Genomic DNA, 16,221 nt, shown 5'->3' on the forward strand with positions numbered 1-16,221 from the left:
CCGTACGATCTTTCGGGCGGGCAGCGTCAACTGCTTGCATTGGCAAAACTGCTGCTAATCGGCCCCGAACTGCTATTGCTCGATGAGCCCACCAAGGGTCTAGACCTGTTCAGCCGCCGCATCATCGCCCGCGCCCTGCGTGACCATGCGAAGGCTGGCGGCACCGTCATCATGGCTACGCACGATTTGGACTTTGCCGAGCAGGTAGCCGACGACGTCGCCATGATGTTTGACGGCGAGATTGCCTGCATGGAGCCGCCGGCCGACTTCTTTGCCGACAACGTGTTCTATAGGGCGTGATGGGATGACGGACTGTCGTTTCTCGCGTTTGCTTGCAAAACTGGAGATCCCGCTGTTGTTGGCGGTGCCGGCGGTGATGGCCGCCGCGTTGCTGGCGGGTGTTGAGCAGGCAGCGTTGGCCATGCTGGTTGTGGTGGCGTTGGTGCTTGCGCTGTTCTTTGCGGGTTACGAGGCATCTCGTCCGGGTTTGCGCCAGATTATGCCCACGCTGGTGCTGGCGGCGCTGGCGGCGGCGGGGCGCATCCTGTTTGGGCCCATTCCCGACTTTAAACCGGTGAGCGCCATCGCCATTATCGCGGGGGCGACGCTTGGTCGCCGCAATGGTTTTATGGTTGGCGCGCTGGCGGCGCTGACCAGCAATTTCTTTTTTGGACAGGGCATGTGGACGCCGTGGCAGATGTATGCCTGGGGGCTCGTGGGATACGTTGGCGGTGCGCTGGCGTATGCGGGCGCGTTCGACCGCGCCGACGGCACCGTGCGCATGCCGGCGCTGCTGGCGTACGGCTTTGCGTCGGGCCTGCTCTATGGCGTCGTGATCAACGCGTATGACATCATTGGGTTTGTACAGCCGCTTACTTGGGCGGGTGCCGTGGCACGTCTTGCCACGGCAGTGCCGTTCGATATTACGCACGGACTCGCGACATGCGTGTTTTTGGCCGCCTTGTACAAGCCCTGGTGCCGTCGCATTAACCGTGTCGTCGTGAAATACGGGCTGTAAGGCATTTCGCGTTCCCTCACGAACTTGCGGTGGAATAGTTCTCGTTTTTGGCTATTTGCTGCCCAAACAGGAACTATTCCACCGCAACTTATAGGGGGAGAGGGGTCACATGATCTGTTTTCCTCTGTCCCCCAGGAATTACTTGGGGCTAGAGCTTTAGCGTGAGGGTGACGGGGCAGTGGTCGCTGCCGAAGATATCGCCACGGATACCGGTGTCGCGAACGTTGGCGGCGATTGAATCACTTACCAGGAAGTAGTCGATGCGCCAGCCGGCGTTGTTCTTGCGGGCATTAAAGCGGTAGCTCCACCAGCTGTAGATGCCCTCGACGTCGGGGTTTGCCGCGCGCCAGGTATCGGTGAAGCCGGCGTTGAGCAGCTCGGTAAACTTGCCGCGTTCCTCGTCCGAAAAGCCGGCGTTGCCGCGGTTGGACTTGGGGTTCTTAAGGTCGATCTCCTCGTGCGCCACGTTAAAGTCGCCACAGGTCACCACGGGCTTGCCGGTCTCGCGCTCAAGCGCGCTCAAAAAGCCGCGGTAGGCATCGTCCCAGGCCATGCGCACGTCGATGCGGGCGAGTTCGTTTTGCGCGTTGGGAGTGTAGACATCCACAAACCAGAACTTGTCGAACTCCAGCGCGCAGACGCGGCCCTCGGTCGCGGCTTGGGCGACGAGCTCGGCCGCCTCGCCCTCGCCGGCGTAGGGCAGCAGCGCATCGGCGCGCAGTACGCGCAGCGGTTCCTGGCGGCTAAAGACCGCGGTGCCCGAGTAGCCCTTGCGCTCGGCGTAGCTCCAGGTTTGGTGATAGCCGGGCAGGTCGATATCGACCTGGCCCTCCTGCAGCTTGGTCTCTTGCAGCGCCAGGATATCGACGTCGAGTTCTTGCGCGATCTGGATAAAGCTCGGGTCCTTTTTGAGCACGGCGCGCAGGCCGTTGACGTTCCACGAGGCGAAAGTGTAAGTCTGAGGCATGGTGTCCTTTCGACGGGGTTGGCAGGCTTAAGATTAACGCAACAAGAGCGGGGCGGAGTCCGCGAGTGATAGTGCGAACGCCGCCGTCCCGGAGACACGGACGGAGGACATATATGACGCAGGCGATAACGGACTCCAAACAGGCCTCCGCCGCGCTGGCGGAGCTTTTTGATACCCACAAGCGCGTGGTCTTCTTTGGCGGCGCGGGCGTTTCCACGGCGAGTGGCATCCCCGATTTCCGCAGCATGGACGGCCTGTATCACCAGCAGTTTGCCTATCCGCCCGAGACCATACTGTCGCATAGCTTTTACGAGGCGCATCCTGCGGAGTTCTTCGACTTTTACCGCACCAAGATGATCGCGCTTAACGCTAAGCCCAACCGCTGCCACATCAAGCTGGCCGAGCTGGAGCACGCCGGCAAGCTTGATGCCGTGGTGACGCAAAACATCGACGGCCTGCATCAGATGGCCGGCTCACAGCGAGTGTTTGAGCTGCACGGATCGGTCCATCGCAACATTTGCCAGTCGTGCGGCGCGGTCTATAGCGCCGAGTGGATTTGCTCGCGCGAGCACGAGGACGCCGCGGGTGCGCCTGTGTGTCCTGCGTGCGGCGGGCGCATCAAGCCCGATGTAGTGCTCTACGAGGAGCCGCTCGACGAGCACGTGCTGACCGGTGCCGTTGCCGCCATCGCCGCGGCCGATGCCCTCATTGTGGGCGGGACCTCGCTCGTGGTGTATCCGGCGGCAGGCCTTACGCGTTACTTTACCGGCGATACGCTGGCCATATGCAACCTTGCTCCCACCGATCAGGATGCAAATGCCGACCTGCTGATTTCTTGCGACATCGCGGCCACGTTTGCGTTCTAGCCCGCGCGCGCGGATACAATAGAAAGACTGAGTGCAAAGCGACCCCGCCGCCAGCTCCCCAAGCTCGGCGGCGTGGGCATTTTAGGAGGATGTTCATGGCGAACGACAGCAAGACATGGCGGTGCGGAAAGTATGAGCTCAGCTTTGACCGTCCGCGCATCATGGGCGTCCTCAACGTGACGCCCGATTCGTTTAGCGATGGCGGGGAGCACTTCGACCCGGATGCCGCCATCGAGTACGGCCTGGCGATGCTCGACGCCGGCGCCGACATCATCGACGTGGGCGGCGAGTCCACGCGCCCCGGTTTTACCCCGGTCAACCCCGACGAGGAGGCTCGCCGCGTGCTGCCCGTGGTGCGCGCGCTGGCCAAGGAGGGCGCCATCGTCTCGATCGACACGCGTCATGTGGCGGTTGCCAAGGCGGCCGTGCGCTGCGGCGCCTCGATCGTCAACGACGTGACCGGCTTCACCGATCCCAAGATGGTCGAGTTTGTTAAGACGAGCACCTGCGGCGTCATCGTGATGCATGCCGGCGAGGTCGCCGCGCCCACCCGCACGCACGCAACGGTGCAGCTCGATACCTCGGCAGCGGCGTTTGTTGCCGAGAAGGCGCGCGAGGCGGCTGCCGAGGCCGCGCGTGAGGCCGAGAAGCCGGCTCGCCGCCGTCGCGGCAAGTTGCTGGGCGAGCCTAAGCCGGAGGCCAAGCTTCCGGGCGGCGTGGTGCAGCCCTCGTTGCCGTTTGGCGAACCGGAGCCCACGTCCGAGCCTGCAAGCGAGCAGGAGACGCCGGCCGCCGAGCAGGTTGCTGCCGCCGAGACCGTCGCGCCCGCGCCCGAGGCCGCGCCCGCAGCCACCGAGGTCGCATCGGAGTCCAATGACCACCTGGCAGCCATGATGCGCCGCAGCGCCCGCCGCGAGGAAGCCTACGTGCCCACCTCGCAGCTCCGCCGCTTCACCCTGCCCGATTCGGCGCCCATCATGCGCCGCGTTATGGGCTTTCTGTCCGACCAGGCCCGCACGCTCATCCATGCCGGCGTGTCGCGCGACCGCATCTGCATCGATCCTGGCCCGGGCTTTGGTAAGTCGGCTAACGAGGACATCGTCATCCAGCGCGAGACTGCCAAGATGGCGTCACTGGGCTATCCGCTCATGTGCGCCGTGTCGCGCAAGCGCTTTGTGGGCGCCGTCTCGGGTGTGACCGAGGCCGCCGAGCGCGATGCCGCTACGTTTGGCGTGTGCCTGGGCGCCATCCAGGCCGGTGCCAACATCGTGCGCGTGCACGACGCCGCGGGTTTTGCGCAGTTCCTGAACGGTTACTGGGCGGTTGCCAAGCCGCAGCCGCGCCGCGCGTTTGTGGCTGTGGGCTCCAACCTGGGGCATCGCTGCGACAACATCCGCGCTGCACGCGAGATGATCGCCGAGATTCCACTCACCTGCGTGTCCAACTCCTCCAAGATCTACGAGAGCGAGCCTGCCTACGAGACGCGCCAGGACGCGTTTGCCAACGCCGTCATCGAGATCAAGACCGAGCTGGCGCCGTTGGTGCTGCTCGACGAGCTTATGAAGATCGAGGCCGAGCTGGGGCGCGACCGCTCCAAAAAGGCCAAGGCCAACGGTCCGCGCACCATCGACCTGGACCTGCTGTGGATGGACGGCGAGACCCACGGCGGCAAAAAGCTGCGCCTGCCGCATCCGCTGATCGGCGAACGCGATTTTGTGCTGGTGCCGCTCGAGGACCTGATGCACGACCCGGCGCGGTTCTTCCGCTACAACGGCGTCGAGGTCAAGGAGCCCGAGGACCGCGTGGGCCATATCGTGGGCGAATTGGGGCGTATGTAGATGATCGAGATGAATGCTGTTGCCGCTGGCACCGAGCTCGACGCGGCGCGCGACGCGGGCCGCGAGGGCATGTCCGCGGGCTGGTGCGCGTGGAGCGCGGGCGATGCATCGCTGATGTTTTCGCTGGTCGTGCGCCCCGATGTGAACATGCATGCCTTCCACGGCCTGCCGTTTGTGGCGGCTATGGGCATGATGGACGCGCTTGTGGGCACGGCTTCGACGCCGGGGTTGGGCCTTGCCGGTAAGGTGGGTATCCAGTGGCCGAGCGATATCGTGTGCGGTGCGCCTGCGTTTGAGACGTCGCTCGCGCGTGTTGCCGTGAACGGCGGTGCCGGTGCTGCGGGCATGTTCGGTGCCGTGACGGTGGATATTGAGCGTTCGGCGCTGAGCGAGCTTGGTGTGGACGTGGCTGACGAAGCGCTGGTCGAGACGCTGGCCGCCGCCGTGCTGGCCCGCGTGGACGCCTGGGCGGTTGTTGCCAACACGCCGCAAGGCGCCGCAGGACCGCTGGCTCCCGTGCTGGGCGAGTACTTCGACATGGTGCCGCTGCTGGGTCGCCAGGTCGCGGCGGTGTCGCCCAACGGCTTGCCGCTTGCGGTCGGCGTGTTCGCGGGCCTGGACATCTGGGGCCGCGCGACTATCAAGACCGACGCCGGCGAGCAGGAGTTTCCGCCCGAGGCCGTGCGGATTCGCGGTCTGTAGCGCGGGGCGTTCGCGCCCAAAGATAGACATGACAACAAGACCCTCCTCGGCCTGTGCCGGGGAGGGTTTCGCCTATCTGGGGAATGGGTTGCCAGCGCCCTATTCCTCAAAACTGAAAATTTTTCGATTTTGAGGAATAGGCTTGGCGAGCATTTGCGGGGGCTGTGGCATCGGGCGTGCTCGACTTAAGCCCCTGCTCTATCCCAGCTCCTGCATGCGGCGGTAGATTTCGCAGATGCCCTTGATGGTGAGTTGGCCGTCTGCCACGTCGAAGGCATCGGTCGAGCCGGCGACGATGCCGGCGAGACCGCCTGTGGCGATAACGGTGGCATCGTCGCGGCCCAGCTCGCGCTTCATGCGCGCGACCAGGCCTTCGGCCATGGCGGCGGCGCCCATCACGGCGCCGACCTTGATGCATTCCTCGGTGTCACGGCCGATGGCGTGCTCGGGCGCCTCGAGCGGAACGCTGGCGAGCTTGGCAGCGCGGGCAGCTAGCGCGTCCATGGAGATGCGGATGCCCGGCGCGATCGCTCCGCCAATGTAATAGCCGTCCTCATCGATGACGTCGATATTGGTCGCGGTACCAAAGTCCACCACGATCGCTGGCGCGCCGTAGAAAGCTTCGGCTGCGACGGCGTTAGCTACGCGGTCGGCGCCCACGGCCTGGGGTCGCGCCGCACGCAGCTTGGTCACGGCGGCCGTCTGCGGCCCGATGACGATGGCGTCTGCGGCAATGCGGTCGGCCACGGCGTGCCATTCGCGCGAGAGCTGCGGCACCACGCCGGCAAAGGCGATCGCGTCGACCGCGCCGAGCGAGAGGTCGTACATCTTAAAGAAGCCCATCAGGCGCACGTGGATCTCGTCGGCGGTATAGGAGCGGTCGGTGGGCATGCGCCACGACTGCACCAGCTCGTCTCCGTCAAACAGGCCCATGGCCGTCTGCGTATTTCCCATATCGATAGCGAGCAGCATGTCTACTCCCAGTGTCGGCATAAAAGGACGCGCACCATTGTATACGTGCCGTCGACGGCGCTCGGCTGCGATTCGTTTACGGTGATAGGGGCTGAGGGGTTTTAAATATGAAGGAATTATGCTCTACGAGATTTTCCTTGCCGTTTACCGAACTCCCGCGTAATATTCTTTCTTGCGCACATGAGGCGCCCAGACATTGCGGGGTGGAGCAGTCTGGTAGCTCGCCGGGCTCATAACCCGGAGGTCGTAGGTTCAAATCCTGCCCCCGCGACCAAGAACTTGCAGCTCGTCGGCCTAGCCGGCGAGCTTTTTTGTTATTCCGGGACCGTGTTCTCGGTCCAATTCTCGGCCTCTCAAACAAAATCTCGACCTGTAACATCTAGACCCGATTTAGGCGGCTAGGTGTTACAGATTGAGATATACCGGTGGGTTGGGTCCCGTTTGTCTAAATCTGTAACACGAGGGACGGTTTTTGCCGAGTAACCGTTACAGATTGAGATTTTCTAGCAGGCGGGTTTGGTTCGTCTCGATCTGTAACAGATAGGGGCCAAAAGTGGGCCTAGCTGTTACAGATCTAGATTGTTGAGGATGGGCCGAGAGGAATGTCTCGATCTGTAACAGTAAGACCCGGTTTTGTCGCGTAACTGTTACAGATTGAGATAAACCGACGGGCCGCCCCGCCCATCCCCATCCACCTGCCGCTACCTGCTGTCCGCCGATTTCCGTTGCGCTGTTGTATTCCCATGCCATATCCTCTAGACAACTACGCGGCATCATCGCCGCCGCGCCTACAAGAGAGGAATGTCCATGACCGCACCTGCATCCAAGCTGCTCCAGCCCATTACGGTTGGCCCCCTTGAGCTCAAGAACCGCATTATGTTCCCGCCGCTGACCACCGGCTACGAGGAGCGCGACGGCTCCATCGGCGAGCGCAGCCTGGCTTTTTACGAGCGCCTGGCCCGTGGCGGCGTGAGTTACATCGTCATCGGCGACGTCGCTCCCGTCATGACCGCGAGCCCTACGCCCAAGCTGGCGACCGACGCCCAGATCCCCACGTTTAAGGCACTGGCCGACGCCGTCCACAAGCACGGCGCCAAGGTCGCGCTGCAGCTGTTCCACCCCGAGTACGACGTGCCCGGCGTCGGCCGCATGGTCATGGGCTCCATGGCCGCCGCCAAGGCCGCGCAGGAGGCCAAAGCCGCCGGCGACGAGGAGACCTTCGCCGCCAAGATGGCCGAGTCCAACGAGATCCGCAAGCAGGCCTACGCCAAGCTGCATCACGACATGCAGCACTTTGTGAACGAGGCGAGCGTAGAGCAGCTCACCCAGATCAAGGAGGCCATCGCCGCCTCGGCCGCCCGCGCGCAGCAGGCCGGCATCGACGCCATCGAGGTCCACGGCGACCGCCTGGTGGGTTCGCTGTGCTCGGCCATCCTCAACAAGCGCACCGACGAGTACGGCGGCTCGTTCGAGAACCGCGTTCGCTATGCGCTGGAGGTCGTCGCTGCCATTAAGGAGGCCGCGCCGGGGCTGATGGTGGAGTACAAGCTCCCCGTGATCATGGAGAACCCCGACGGCACGCCGCGCGGCAAGGGCGGCCTGCTGCCCGATGAGGCCTGCGAGTTCGCCAAGCTGCTCGAGGGCGCGGGCATCGACATGATCCAGGTCGCGCAGGCCAACCATACCGGCAACATGGGCGACACCATTCCGCCCATGGGCGCCATGCCCTACAACTGGACGCTGCCCGTGGCCGAGCGCGTCAAGGCCCTGGTCTCCGTGCCGGTGGCAACCGTCGGCCGCGTGGTTTCGGTCGAGGCCGGCGAGAAGATTCTGGAAGACGGCGCGGCCGACATCATCGCCTACGGCCGCTCGCTCATGTGCGACCCCGACATTGCGCTGAAGGCCGCCACGGGTGAGCCCATCCGCGAGTGCCTCAACTGCAACAAGGGCTGTGTCGACGCGATTCAAAACCGCAAGTACATTTCGTGCGTGCTCAACGCGGAGAACGGCGACGAGGCGACCATCGCCATCAAGCCGGGCGAGGGCGACAAGAAGATCGCCGTGGTGGGCGGCGGCATCGCCGGCCTGGAGGCCGCACGCGTGGCGGCCAAGCGCGGCTACGACGTGACCATCTACGAGGCGAGCGATCACCTGGGCGGCCAGATTGTGCTGGCGGCTGCGCCTCCGCGCAAGGACGAGATCATGCGCTCGGTCGAGTACTACGAGAAGATTCTGCCCGGCCTGGGCGTGAAGGTCGAGCTCAACCATGCCGCTACCGCTGAGGACCTCAACGCCGCCGACGCTGCGATTGTGGCCGTGGGCGCACACGACGTGGTCATCCCCGTTCCGGGTGCCGATTCGGAGAAGGTCGTCTCGAGCTGGGACGTGCTGGCCGGCAAGGTGGAGCTCAGCGGCCGCGTCGCCGTCATTGGCGGCGGCCTGGTGGGCACCGAGACTGCCGAGTACCTGCTGCAGCACGGCTGCGAGGTGGCGATCGTGGAGATGCTCGACAAGATTGCCGCGGGCGAGTCCGAGACCATTCTGCCGCTGATTATGAGCGACTTTGCAGAGCACAACGTGGAGCAGCATGTTAAGACCCGCCTGACCGCCATTACCGACGAGGGCGTGGAGGCTGTTCGCACCACCGAGGACGGCGCCGAGGAGCCGGTGAAGATCGCCTGCGATTACGTGGTGATGGCCGTGGGCTCCAAGGCCAACGCGTTTGACCTGGATGGCGTGACGGTGCCCGTGACCTGCGTGGGCGACTGCTCGGGTGAGCGCACCGCCGACATTGCGAGCGCCATTCGCACGGCGTATCACGCGGCCAACGAGCTGTAGTTGAACATCGCGGCCAGGCGGGGCGGTAGCACGGATCCGTCTCGCCCGGCTGTGTCCCGTCGGGTGTCAACCGGTGCGGGGCCTGCAAGCGCAGCAGGTCCCGCCCTTTTTGTTTTGCTCCGATGAATGGCAATGCGCGGTAATCATGAGGAGTGAGGACGTCTACTGCCTTGCAGATCACTCAAAAATATTGGGGGAGGGGTTAATAACTATATCCTCTATACCAAAGGACATAAAGAGATGCCAATTTTGTTGACAAGCGAATGACGATTAGCTGCGAGTCAGCTACCAGCGTAAATAATCGATAAAGAAATGTCGTAATTTGGTGCCAAATGCCCAGATAACGCCGCGTCTATTTTAATTAACTGCTTTGAGCAAACAGTAAAATGCTACTATCTAACTTGCACGTAAGAAAGCAGATTAACGGCTAAGGCTAAGAAGTGGCAGGTATGTCGGAAGCAACTAGGACTCGCACGCATGCGCCCGAGGTTAGGCAGCGCGCCGTCGAGATCCTCCAAGAGGGGGTCGGTCATCGCGCTCTCGCCGCGGAGCTTGGCATTCCCCAGGCCACGGCTCGTCAGTGGGCCCGCGCGTATGCCGTGGGCGGTGCCGACGCCGTTCTCAATGCCGGTTCGCATCATCACACCTATTCGTACGACGTAAAGCTCGCTGTGGTTAAGGACCGTCTGGAAAACGGCTTGACGGTTCGCGAGGCCATGATCAAGCACAAGATTCCCAGCGAGTCTTCGGTCAAGGCTTGGTGCCGTCAGTACCGCGAGAGCGGTGAGTCCGCACTGGTCGATAAGCCGCGCGGTCGCAAGCCGCGCGTTAAAAAGGCGGAATAGCAAACGGGATGGTGCGCCCACAGGGGCGCATTTTTCTTGCCGCCTCTCTGCTCCAAAGCGGACGTGCCCTTACCCCGTACGCCTAAAACTCCCCAATTGACCGAAAACCTGCCGCCGCTACTCCTCAATTGAGCTATAACGTTAAACAATTGCAGCGTTTTTGCATGGGGGAGTGATGGTATGACGCTACTGTATTTCCTTACCCTGTTTCCGCTGGTACCGGCGCTGGGCATGCTGCTCGTGCGCGGTGACCGCGCCCGCGATGCGGTGGGGCTCATAGGTTCCGGCATTATTATGGCGGTGACAGTTGTAGTCGCCGTCATGTTTTTTGGCACGGGTCCGCAGAGCTTTGAGGTCGCCCCCGGCACCTCGCACGTGCTCTCGATCATCAGCTCCGTCATCGATGTCATCCTGTGCGCCGTCATCCTGTACAACGCGTACAAATATAGGAACGCGCTCACCACGGTGCTCGGCATCGTCCAGCTGGTGGGCTCGCTCGCCTTTGCAGCCATGACGCTGCCCGCGGCCGAAGCCGTCATCGCAACGCCGCTCTACCTGGACTACATGAGCGTGATCATGGTCCTCGCCGTCGGCATCGTCGGCAGCCTTATCTGTATCTACGCTTTGGGCTACATGAAGGACTTCCAGACCCATGATGAGCACGAGGCCGCGCTGCGCGGGCAGACCGCGCCCGACCGTCGTCCGCAGTTCCTGGCGCTTATGTTCCTGTTCCTCTCGGCCATGTTCGTCATCGTGACGAGCGACAACCTTGAGTGGCTGTTCTGCGGCTGGGAAATCACCACCGTGTGCTCGTTCCTTATGATTGGCTACACGCGCACGCCCGAGGCCATCAAGAACGCCTTTACCCAGATCATCCTCAACATGCTGGGCGGCATCGCGTTTTTGGCCGGACTCATGTATCTGCACGTTAGCGGCATGCCGCTGACCATCTCGGGCATGATCGAGCTTTCCGGCGCCGGAACCGCGCAGTCCGCGCTGCTGGTGATGCCGGTCGTCCTGCTGTCGCTCGCCGCGCTCACCAAGGCCGCGCAGATGCCGTTCCACACGTGGCTGTTGGGTGCCATGGTTGCCCCCACGCCCACGAGCGCCCTGCTGCACTCGTCAACCATGGTCAAAGCCGGCGTGTTCCTGATGGTCAAGCTGAGCCCGCTCTATGCCATCTATCCCGTGACCGGCTTTATGGTCACGAGTGTGGGTGCCATCACGTTTTTGCTTGCTGCCCTTATGGCCATCTCGCAGAGCAACGCCAAACGCGTGCTCGCGTACTCCACCATTTCCAACTTGGGCCTCATCAGTGCCTGCCTGGGTGTCGGCGCGCCCGAGGCCGTATGGGCGGCCATCTTCCTGATCCTGTTCCACACGGTGGCAAAGTCGCTGCTGTTCCTGTGCGTGGGCACGGCCGAGCATCATATCGGCAGCCGCAATATCGAGGACATGGACGGTATGTTCAGCCGCATGCCGCACCTGACGCGCCTGATGATGCTGGGCATCATGGGCATGTTTGTGGCGCCGTTTGGCATGCTCGTGTCCAAGTGGGGCGCTCTGGTGGCGTTCGCGCAGACCGGCAACGTGCTCATGATCATGGTACTTGCCTTTGGCTCGGCCGCGACCTTCTTCTTCTGGGGCAAGTGGCTTGCCAAGCTTTCGGGCGTCGACCCCACGGCTCAAAACGTTGAGGTCAATGTCCATAAGACCGAATGGATGGCCCTCAACACCATCGCCGCGCTGCTGATTCTGTGCTGCGTGGCGTTCCCGGTTATCTCGAGCGGTCTGGTGTCGCCTTACTTGGCCATGGTGTTTGGCCGCGTGCCGTACGTTATCGGCAAGGACGCCATGTATCTGATGGTGGTTATCGTGGCGTTTATTGCCGTGGTGCTGCTGACGTCGTTCCGCGTGAGCAATAAGCCGCACGTAAACGTATATCTTTCGGGTGTGGGAACCGACAATTACCGCCATTTCCGCGGCTCGATGGGACACGAGGTGAAGGCCGAAAAGCGCAATTGGTATTCGGAGGACGCCCTTGGCGAGAAGCGCATTGGCCCCGCAGGTAGCGTCGTGTGCTGCAGCATTATCTTGTTTGCGCTTCTGTGTTGCTCGTGGATTGGGCCCGAGCGGCTTGCCATGAGCGCGCCCTCGGTGCTGCGCGGCAAGTATTTTGAAGGTTCGGGCGTCGTGGGCATTTTTATTGGCACCGTGGCGTTTGCCTTGCTGGCGCCGCTTGTGGGCGGTCTGATCGACGGTCTTGACCGTAAGCTTTCGGCCCGCATGCAGGGCCGTGTGGGTCCGCGCCTGCTGCAACCGTTCTACGACGTTGCCAAGCTGCTGCGCAAGGCCCCCGCCAGCGTAAACACCATGGACGATACCTACATGGCGTGCGCGCTCATCTTTACCGTGGTGGGCGGCGGCATCTTTGTGTCGGGTTCCAACACGATGTTGTGCTCCTTTATGGTGACGCTCGCCGCGATCTTTGTGGTGCTGGCGTCCGCCTCGACGCAAAGCCCGTTTGCCCAGGTCGGCGCCGACCGCGAGCTGCTGCAGGTTATGAGCTACGAGCCCGCCGTTCTGCTGATGAGCGTGGGCCTGTATCTTGCCACCGATAGCTTTGATTCCATCGCCGTGACGGGGCAGTCGGCCCCTATCATCGTGTACAGCGCGCCCATTTTCCTCGCGCTTCTTGCGGTGCTTACCATCAAGCTGCGCAAGTCGCCGTTCGATCTTTCGTACTCGCATCACGCGCATCAGGAGATCGTCCAGGGCGTCGCCACCGAGATGAGCGGCGGCACGCTGGCCAAGATGACCCTCATGCACTGGTGTGAGACCGTGCTGTTTTTGATGTGGGTGGGCATGTTCTTTGTTTGGGACAACCCGGTGAGCTGGGTGGTCGCCCTGGTCGTGATGGCCGCGACGTATTTTGTCGAGGTGCTGATCGACAACACCTTCGCCCGTAGCACCTGGCGCAGCTGCTTTAAGCTCGGATGGGGCGTGGCGCTGGTGTTTGGCCTACTCAACCTTATGCCCATCCTCGTCGACGTGTTTATTTAGGAGGCGGCATCCATGGATCATAAAATGTCGCGCTCGCCGTGGGTTATTCATTACGACGGCTCGAGCTGCAACGGATGCGATATCGAGGTGCTGGCCTCGCTCACGCCGCTGTTCGATGCGGAGCGCTTTGGCGTGGTCAACACCGGCAACCCCAAGCATGCGGATATCTTTTTGGTGACGGGGTCGGTCAATGCCCAGAACCTGCCTGTTGTGCGCCAGATCTACAACCAGATGCTCGAGCCCAAGTGCGTGGTGGCGTGCGGCATCTGCGCGTGTTCGGGTGGCGTGTTCCGCGACGCCTACAACGTGATCGGTGGCGTGGACCGCGCGATTCCCGTGGACGTGTACGCGCCCGGGTGCGCCATTCGCCCCGAGACCGTGATCGATGCCATCGTGGAGGCGTGCGGCATCCTGGACCAGAAGGAGGCCGTGATGCGCGCCGGCGGTGACCCGCTCACCGTGGGTGGTGCCGCTACCTGGGACGGTGGCGTTGAGCTGGGCGAGGACGGGTTTGTGGCCGCTGCGGGGGCCGGCGATGGGGCCGATGCCGACGCGCCCACGGCTGGTGGCACGTCCGACGAGCCCGCCGCTGCAAAGGAGGCCGAGTAATGCAAAAGGCAATCTATACCACCGTCGGGATCGATGAGCTGCTGTCGCATGTGCAGGCGCTCAAGGGCGCTGGCGCGCGCTTTGTGCAGATGCATGCCGAGCGCTGTATAGACGACGGTTCGTATCGCCTGGTCTACACGTTTATCAACGTCCGCGCCGCGCAGGAACAGATTGCGCAGGACGGTAACTATGCGATTGAGAATCTGGTGGTCGAGGGTATCGACCAGTACCAGGAGATTCCGTCCATCAGCTCGTACTATCCGGCGGTGTTCCCGTTTGAGAACGAGGCACACGACCTGTTTGGCCTTGCCATCACCGATATGCAAATCGACTTTAAGGGCTTTTTCTACCAGGTCTCGACGGCCGAGCCCATGAGTGTCATCACGCCCGAGGTGAAGGCCGCGCGCGAGAAGGCCATGAAGGTCCGCGCTGCCGCCGAGGCCAAGGCGCGCAAGGCCGCGGCCGAGAAGGCCGCTGCGGCTGCGGCTGCTGCAGGGGAAGGCGCTGGCGATGCTGTGGGCGCTGCCGTCGCTCAGCCCGCTGCGGCTGCCGGCTCCGATGCTCAGCACGATGAGGTCGCTGCAAAGGCCGCGCTCAAGGCTGCCGAGATGGAGGCAAAGCTCGCCGCCATGGATCCCGAGAAAGCGGCCAAGGTCCGCGCGGCGTTTGCCGCCAAGGCCGCCCGCGACAAGCAGAAAAAGGAGGCGTAAGGTCCATGGCTCATCGCTCCGTCATTCCGTTTGGCCCGCAGCACCCGGTGCTGCCCGAGCCGCTTCATCTGGACCTGGTGATCGAGGACGACCGCGTCATCGAGGCAATTCCGCAGATCGGTTTTGTGCACCGCGGACTCGAGAAGCTCACCGAAAAGCGCGATATGCATCAGTTTGGCTACATTGCCGAGCGCATCTGCGGCATCTGCGCCGTGGGCCATAGCTGCGGCTATGCCAGCGCCTGCGAGCGCATGCTCGGCATCGAGGTGCCTGGCCGCGTGCAGTATATCCGCACCATTCTGCATGAGCTTTCGCGCATTCACTCGCATCTGCTGTGGCTGGGCCTGCTCGCCGACGCCTTTGGCTTCGAGGCGCTGTTCTATCGGTCATGGACCCTGCGCGAGCAGATACTCAAGATTTTTGAGAGCACTTGCGGCGGGCGCGTGATTCTGTCGATTAACGAGATCGGCGGCCTTAAGCACGATATCGAGGACTCCGAGCTGGCGGGCATTGTCCAGACGCTCGATGCCATGCGTCCTGACTACGAGGCCCTGGTGCATACGTTTTTGGACGACAACAGCTGCGGCGAGCGCCTGCATGGCGTGGGCATGATTAGCAAGAAAGACGCGCTGGAGCTTTCGATGGTCGGTCCGTTTGGGCGCGCATCGGGCGTGGATTACGACGTGCGCATGTTTGACGACGGTGCCTATGCGGATCTGGCTGCGTTTGAGCCCATCGTTGCTACCGATGGCGATTGCTATGCCCGCTGCCAGGTGCGTTGCGCCGAGGTCACGCAGGCCATGGACATCATTAAGGAGCTTGTGGGCAAGATTCCGCACGACGGGATTGGCGGGCGCACCAAGCTTACGCCGGCCGACGGCGCGCGCGGCGAGGTTGTGATTGAGCAGCCGCGCGGCGAGGCGTATTACTATGTGCGCGGCAACGGCACCAAGAACCTGGACCGTTTCCGCGTGCGCACGCCAACGTCGCAAAACTTGGCGGGTCTGACGCATGCGCTGCAGGGCGTACTCCTTGCCAACGTTCCCATGATTATCCTGACCATCGACCCCTGCATTAGCTGCACGGAAAGGTAGGCGCGGCATGAGTTTGCTGACATTTGCCAAGACGGCCTTGGGCTCTATGGTCAAGCAGCCGGTCACGGTGTGCTATCCGCAGGAGAAGCTCGCGGCGCCCGAGCGCTTGCGCGGGCATATCGTCAACGACATGGACGTGTGCATTTGCTGCGGCATGTGTGCGCGTCGCTGTCCGGCGGGCGCGCTCGCGGTCGATCGCAAGGGTGGAACGTGGTCGATCGACCCGTATGCCTGCGTGGTGTGCGGTGAGTGCATCGAGAGCTGCCCCAAGCACTGCCTGACTATGGACACCGCCCGCACCCCAGTCGCAGCGGACAAGACTCCCACAGTAGAAACCAAGCTGGAATAGCGCTGGAACAGGGGCCGGTGGGGCAAAAATGCCCCACCGGCCCCGCGCGTGAACGCGCGGTTGGGCTGCCACGAACAAAACTATGCCGGATTACGGGGCTGGATAGCGAACCTCCCACCATACGGAAAATCCCAAAAACAAAACCGCAGGTAGATAGCCTGCCGTTTTTCAAAAAATGAGGGTATGGATGAGGGTCCCGACTTTAGCCCCGTAATCCGGCATAGTTTTGAAATGGCATCATATCCGTAACAGCCTTGAACTCCCGTGGACGGAGGGAAACGAATCATTTTGGCCTTGCGAGAGCTGCCGCGTGACCCGTTTGCCACGAAATGGGCCCATCTACTACGTTT

General features: G+C 62.5%; 14 protein-coding genes and 1 tRNA gene. 13 read left to right on the plus strand and 2 right to left on the minus strand.

The window, feature by feature from the left end:
* Both AB5202_RS08945 and AB5202_RS08950 read left to right on the plus strand, forming a co-directional pair.
* The coding region (locus tag AB5202_RS08945) for an AAA family ATPase (protein WP_368147512.1) at positions 1 to 300 on the plus strand (300 nt) is incomplete at its 5' end.
* A gap of 4 nt (positions 301 to 304) precedes the next feature.
* Complete coding sequence (locus AB5202_RS08950) at positions 305 to 1,018, plus strand: DUF6580 family putative transport protein (protein WP_271757944.1); 714 nt, start codon at positions 305 to 307, stop codon at positions 1,016 to 1,018.
* Between the two features lie 148 nt (positions 1,019 to 1,166).
* Here AB5202_RS08950 and AB5202_RS08955 read toward each other — a convergent pair whose 3' ends face one another.
* On the minus strand, positions 1,167 to 1,985 hold the full coding sequence (locus tag AB5202_RS08955) for an exodeoxyribonuclease III (protein ID WP_271757947.1): 819 nt from the start codon (positions 1,983 to 1,985) through the stop codon (positions 1,167 to 1,169).
* A 113-nt stretch (positions 1,986 to 2,098) separates the two neighbouring features.
* On the opposite strand from AB5202_RS08955, the gene AB5202_RS08960 reads away from it, so the two are divergent.
* From AB5202_RS08960 to AB5202_RS08970, 3 genes are all read left to right on the plus strand, one after another.
* Positions 2,099 to 2,851, plus strand: coding sequence for an NAD-dependent protein deacylase (locus AB5202_RS08960; protein ID WP_368144294.1), 753 nt, complete (start codon positions 2,099 to 2,101; stop codon positions 2,849 to 2,851).
* Between the two features lie 95 nt (positions 2,852 to 2,946).
* A complete protein-coding gene (gene folP, locus AB5202_RS08965; protein ID WP_368144293.1) occupies positions 2,947 to 4,689 on the plus strand; it encodes a dihydropteroate synthase in 1,743 nt (580 codons plus the stop codon).
* Positions 4,690 to 5,391, plus strand: coding sequence for a hypothetical protein (locus tag AB5202_RS08970; protein ID WP_117769759.1), 702 nt, complete (start codon positions 4,690 to 4,692; stop codon positions 5,389 to 5,391). It begins immediately after the preceding gene.
* 198 nt (positions 5,392 to 5,589) lie between these two features.
* Here the strand turns inward: AB5202_RS08970 and AB5202_RS08975 are convergent, their stop codons facing one another.
* Entirely contained in the window at positions 5,590 to 6,363 is a 774-nt protein-coding gene (locus tag AB5202_RS08975; protein ID WP_368147513.1) for a type III pantothenate kinase, read from the minus strand.
* 197 nt (positions 6,364 to 6,560) lie between these two features.
* Between AB5202_RS08975 and AB5202_RS08980 the strand changes: the two genes are divergently transcribed.
* From AB5202_RS08980 to AB5202_RS09015, 8 genes are all read left to right on the plus strand, one after another.
* Positions 6,561 to 6,637: transfer RNA gene (locus tag AB5202_RS08980), tRNA-Met, on the plus strand.
* A gap of 533 nt (positions 6,638 to 7,170) precedes the next feature.
* The gene (gene bilR / locus AB5202_RS08985) at positions 7,171 to 9,201 is read left to right on the plus strand and encodes a bilirubin reductase, long form (protein ID WP_368144290.1); all 2,031 of its coding nucleotides are present in this window, start codon (positions 7,171 to 7,173) and stop codon (positions 9,199 to 9,201) included.
* A 449-nt stretch (positions 9,202 to 9,650) separates the two neighbouring features.
* The gene (locus AB5202_RS08990) at positions 9,651 to 10,046 is read left to right on the plus strand and encodes a helix-turn-helix domain-containing protein (protein ID WP_006235758.1); all 396 of its coding nucleotides are present in this window, start codon (positions 9,651 to 9,653) and stop codon (positions 10,044 to 10,046) included.
* 180 nt (positions 10,047 to 10,226) lie between these two features.
* A complete protein-coding gene (locus AB5202_RS08995) occupies positions 10,227 to 13,109 on the plus strand; it encodes a proton-conducting transporter transmembrane domain-containing protein (RefSeq protein WP_368144289.1) in 2,883 nt (960 codons plus the stop codon).
* A gap of 12 nt (positions 13,110 to 13,121) precedes the next feature.
* Positions 13,122 to 13,718 carry an NADH-quinone oxidoreductase subunit B family protein gene (locus AB5202_RS09000; protein ID WP_368144288.1) on the plus strand — a complete coding sequence of 199 codons (597 nt, stop codon included), beginning with the start codon at positions 13,122 to 13,124 and terminating at the stop codon, positions 13,716 to 13,718.
* Positions 13,718 to 14,428: an NADH-quinone oxidoreductase subunit C gene (locus AB5202_RS09005; protein ID WP_368144287.1), complete on the plus strand. Its 711-nt coding sequence runs from the start codon at positions 13,718 to 13,720 to the stop codon at positions 14,426 to 14,428. Before AB5202_RS09000 ends, AB5202_RS09005 begins: the two co-directional genes overlap by 1 nt.
* 5 nt (positions 14,429 to 14,433) lie before the next feature.
* The gene (locus tag AB5202_RS09010; RefSeq protein ID WP_368144286.1) at positions 14,434 to 15,522 is read left to right on the plus strand and encodes a hydrogenase large subunit; all 1,089 of its coding nucleotides are present in this window, start codon (positions 14,434 to 14,436) and stop codon (positions 15,520 to 15,522) included.
* Positions 15,523 to 15,529: 7 nt separating this feature from the next.
* Positions 15,530 to 15,871 (plus strand): 4Fe-4S dicluster domain-containing protein, encoded by a 342-nt coding sequence (locus AB5202_RS09015; RefSeq protein ID WP_006235753.1) that lies wholly within the window; start codon positions 15,530 to 15,532, stop codon positions 15,869 to 15,871.
* Positions 15,872 to 16,221: the final 350 nt, after the last annotated feature.

It is taken from the genome of Collinsella aerofaciens (assembly GCF_040915545.1).
Taxonomy (GTDB): Bacteria; Actinomycetota; Coriobacteriia; order Coriobacteriales; family Coriobacteriaceae; genus Collinsella; species Collinsella aerofaciens_BE.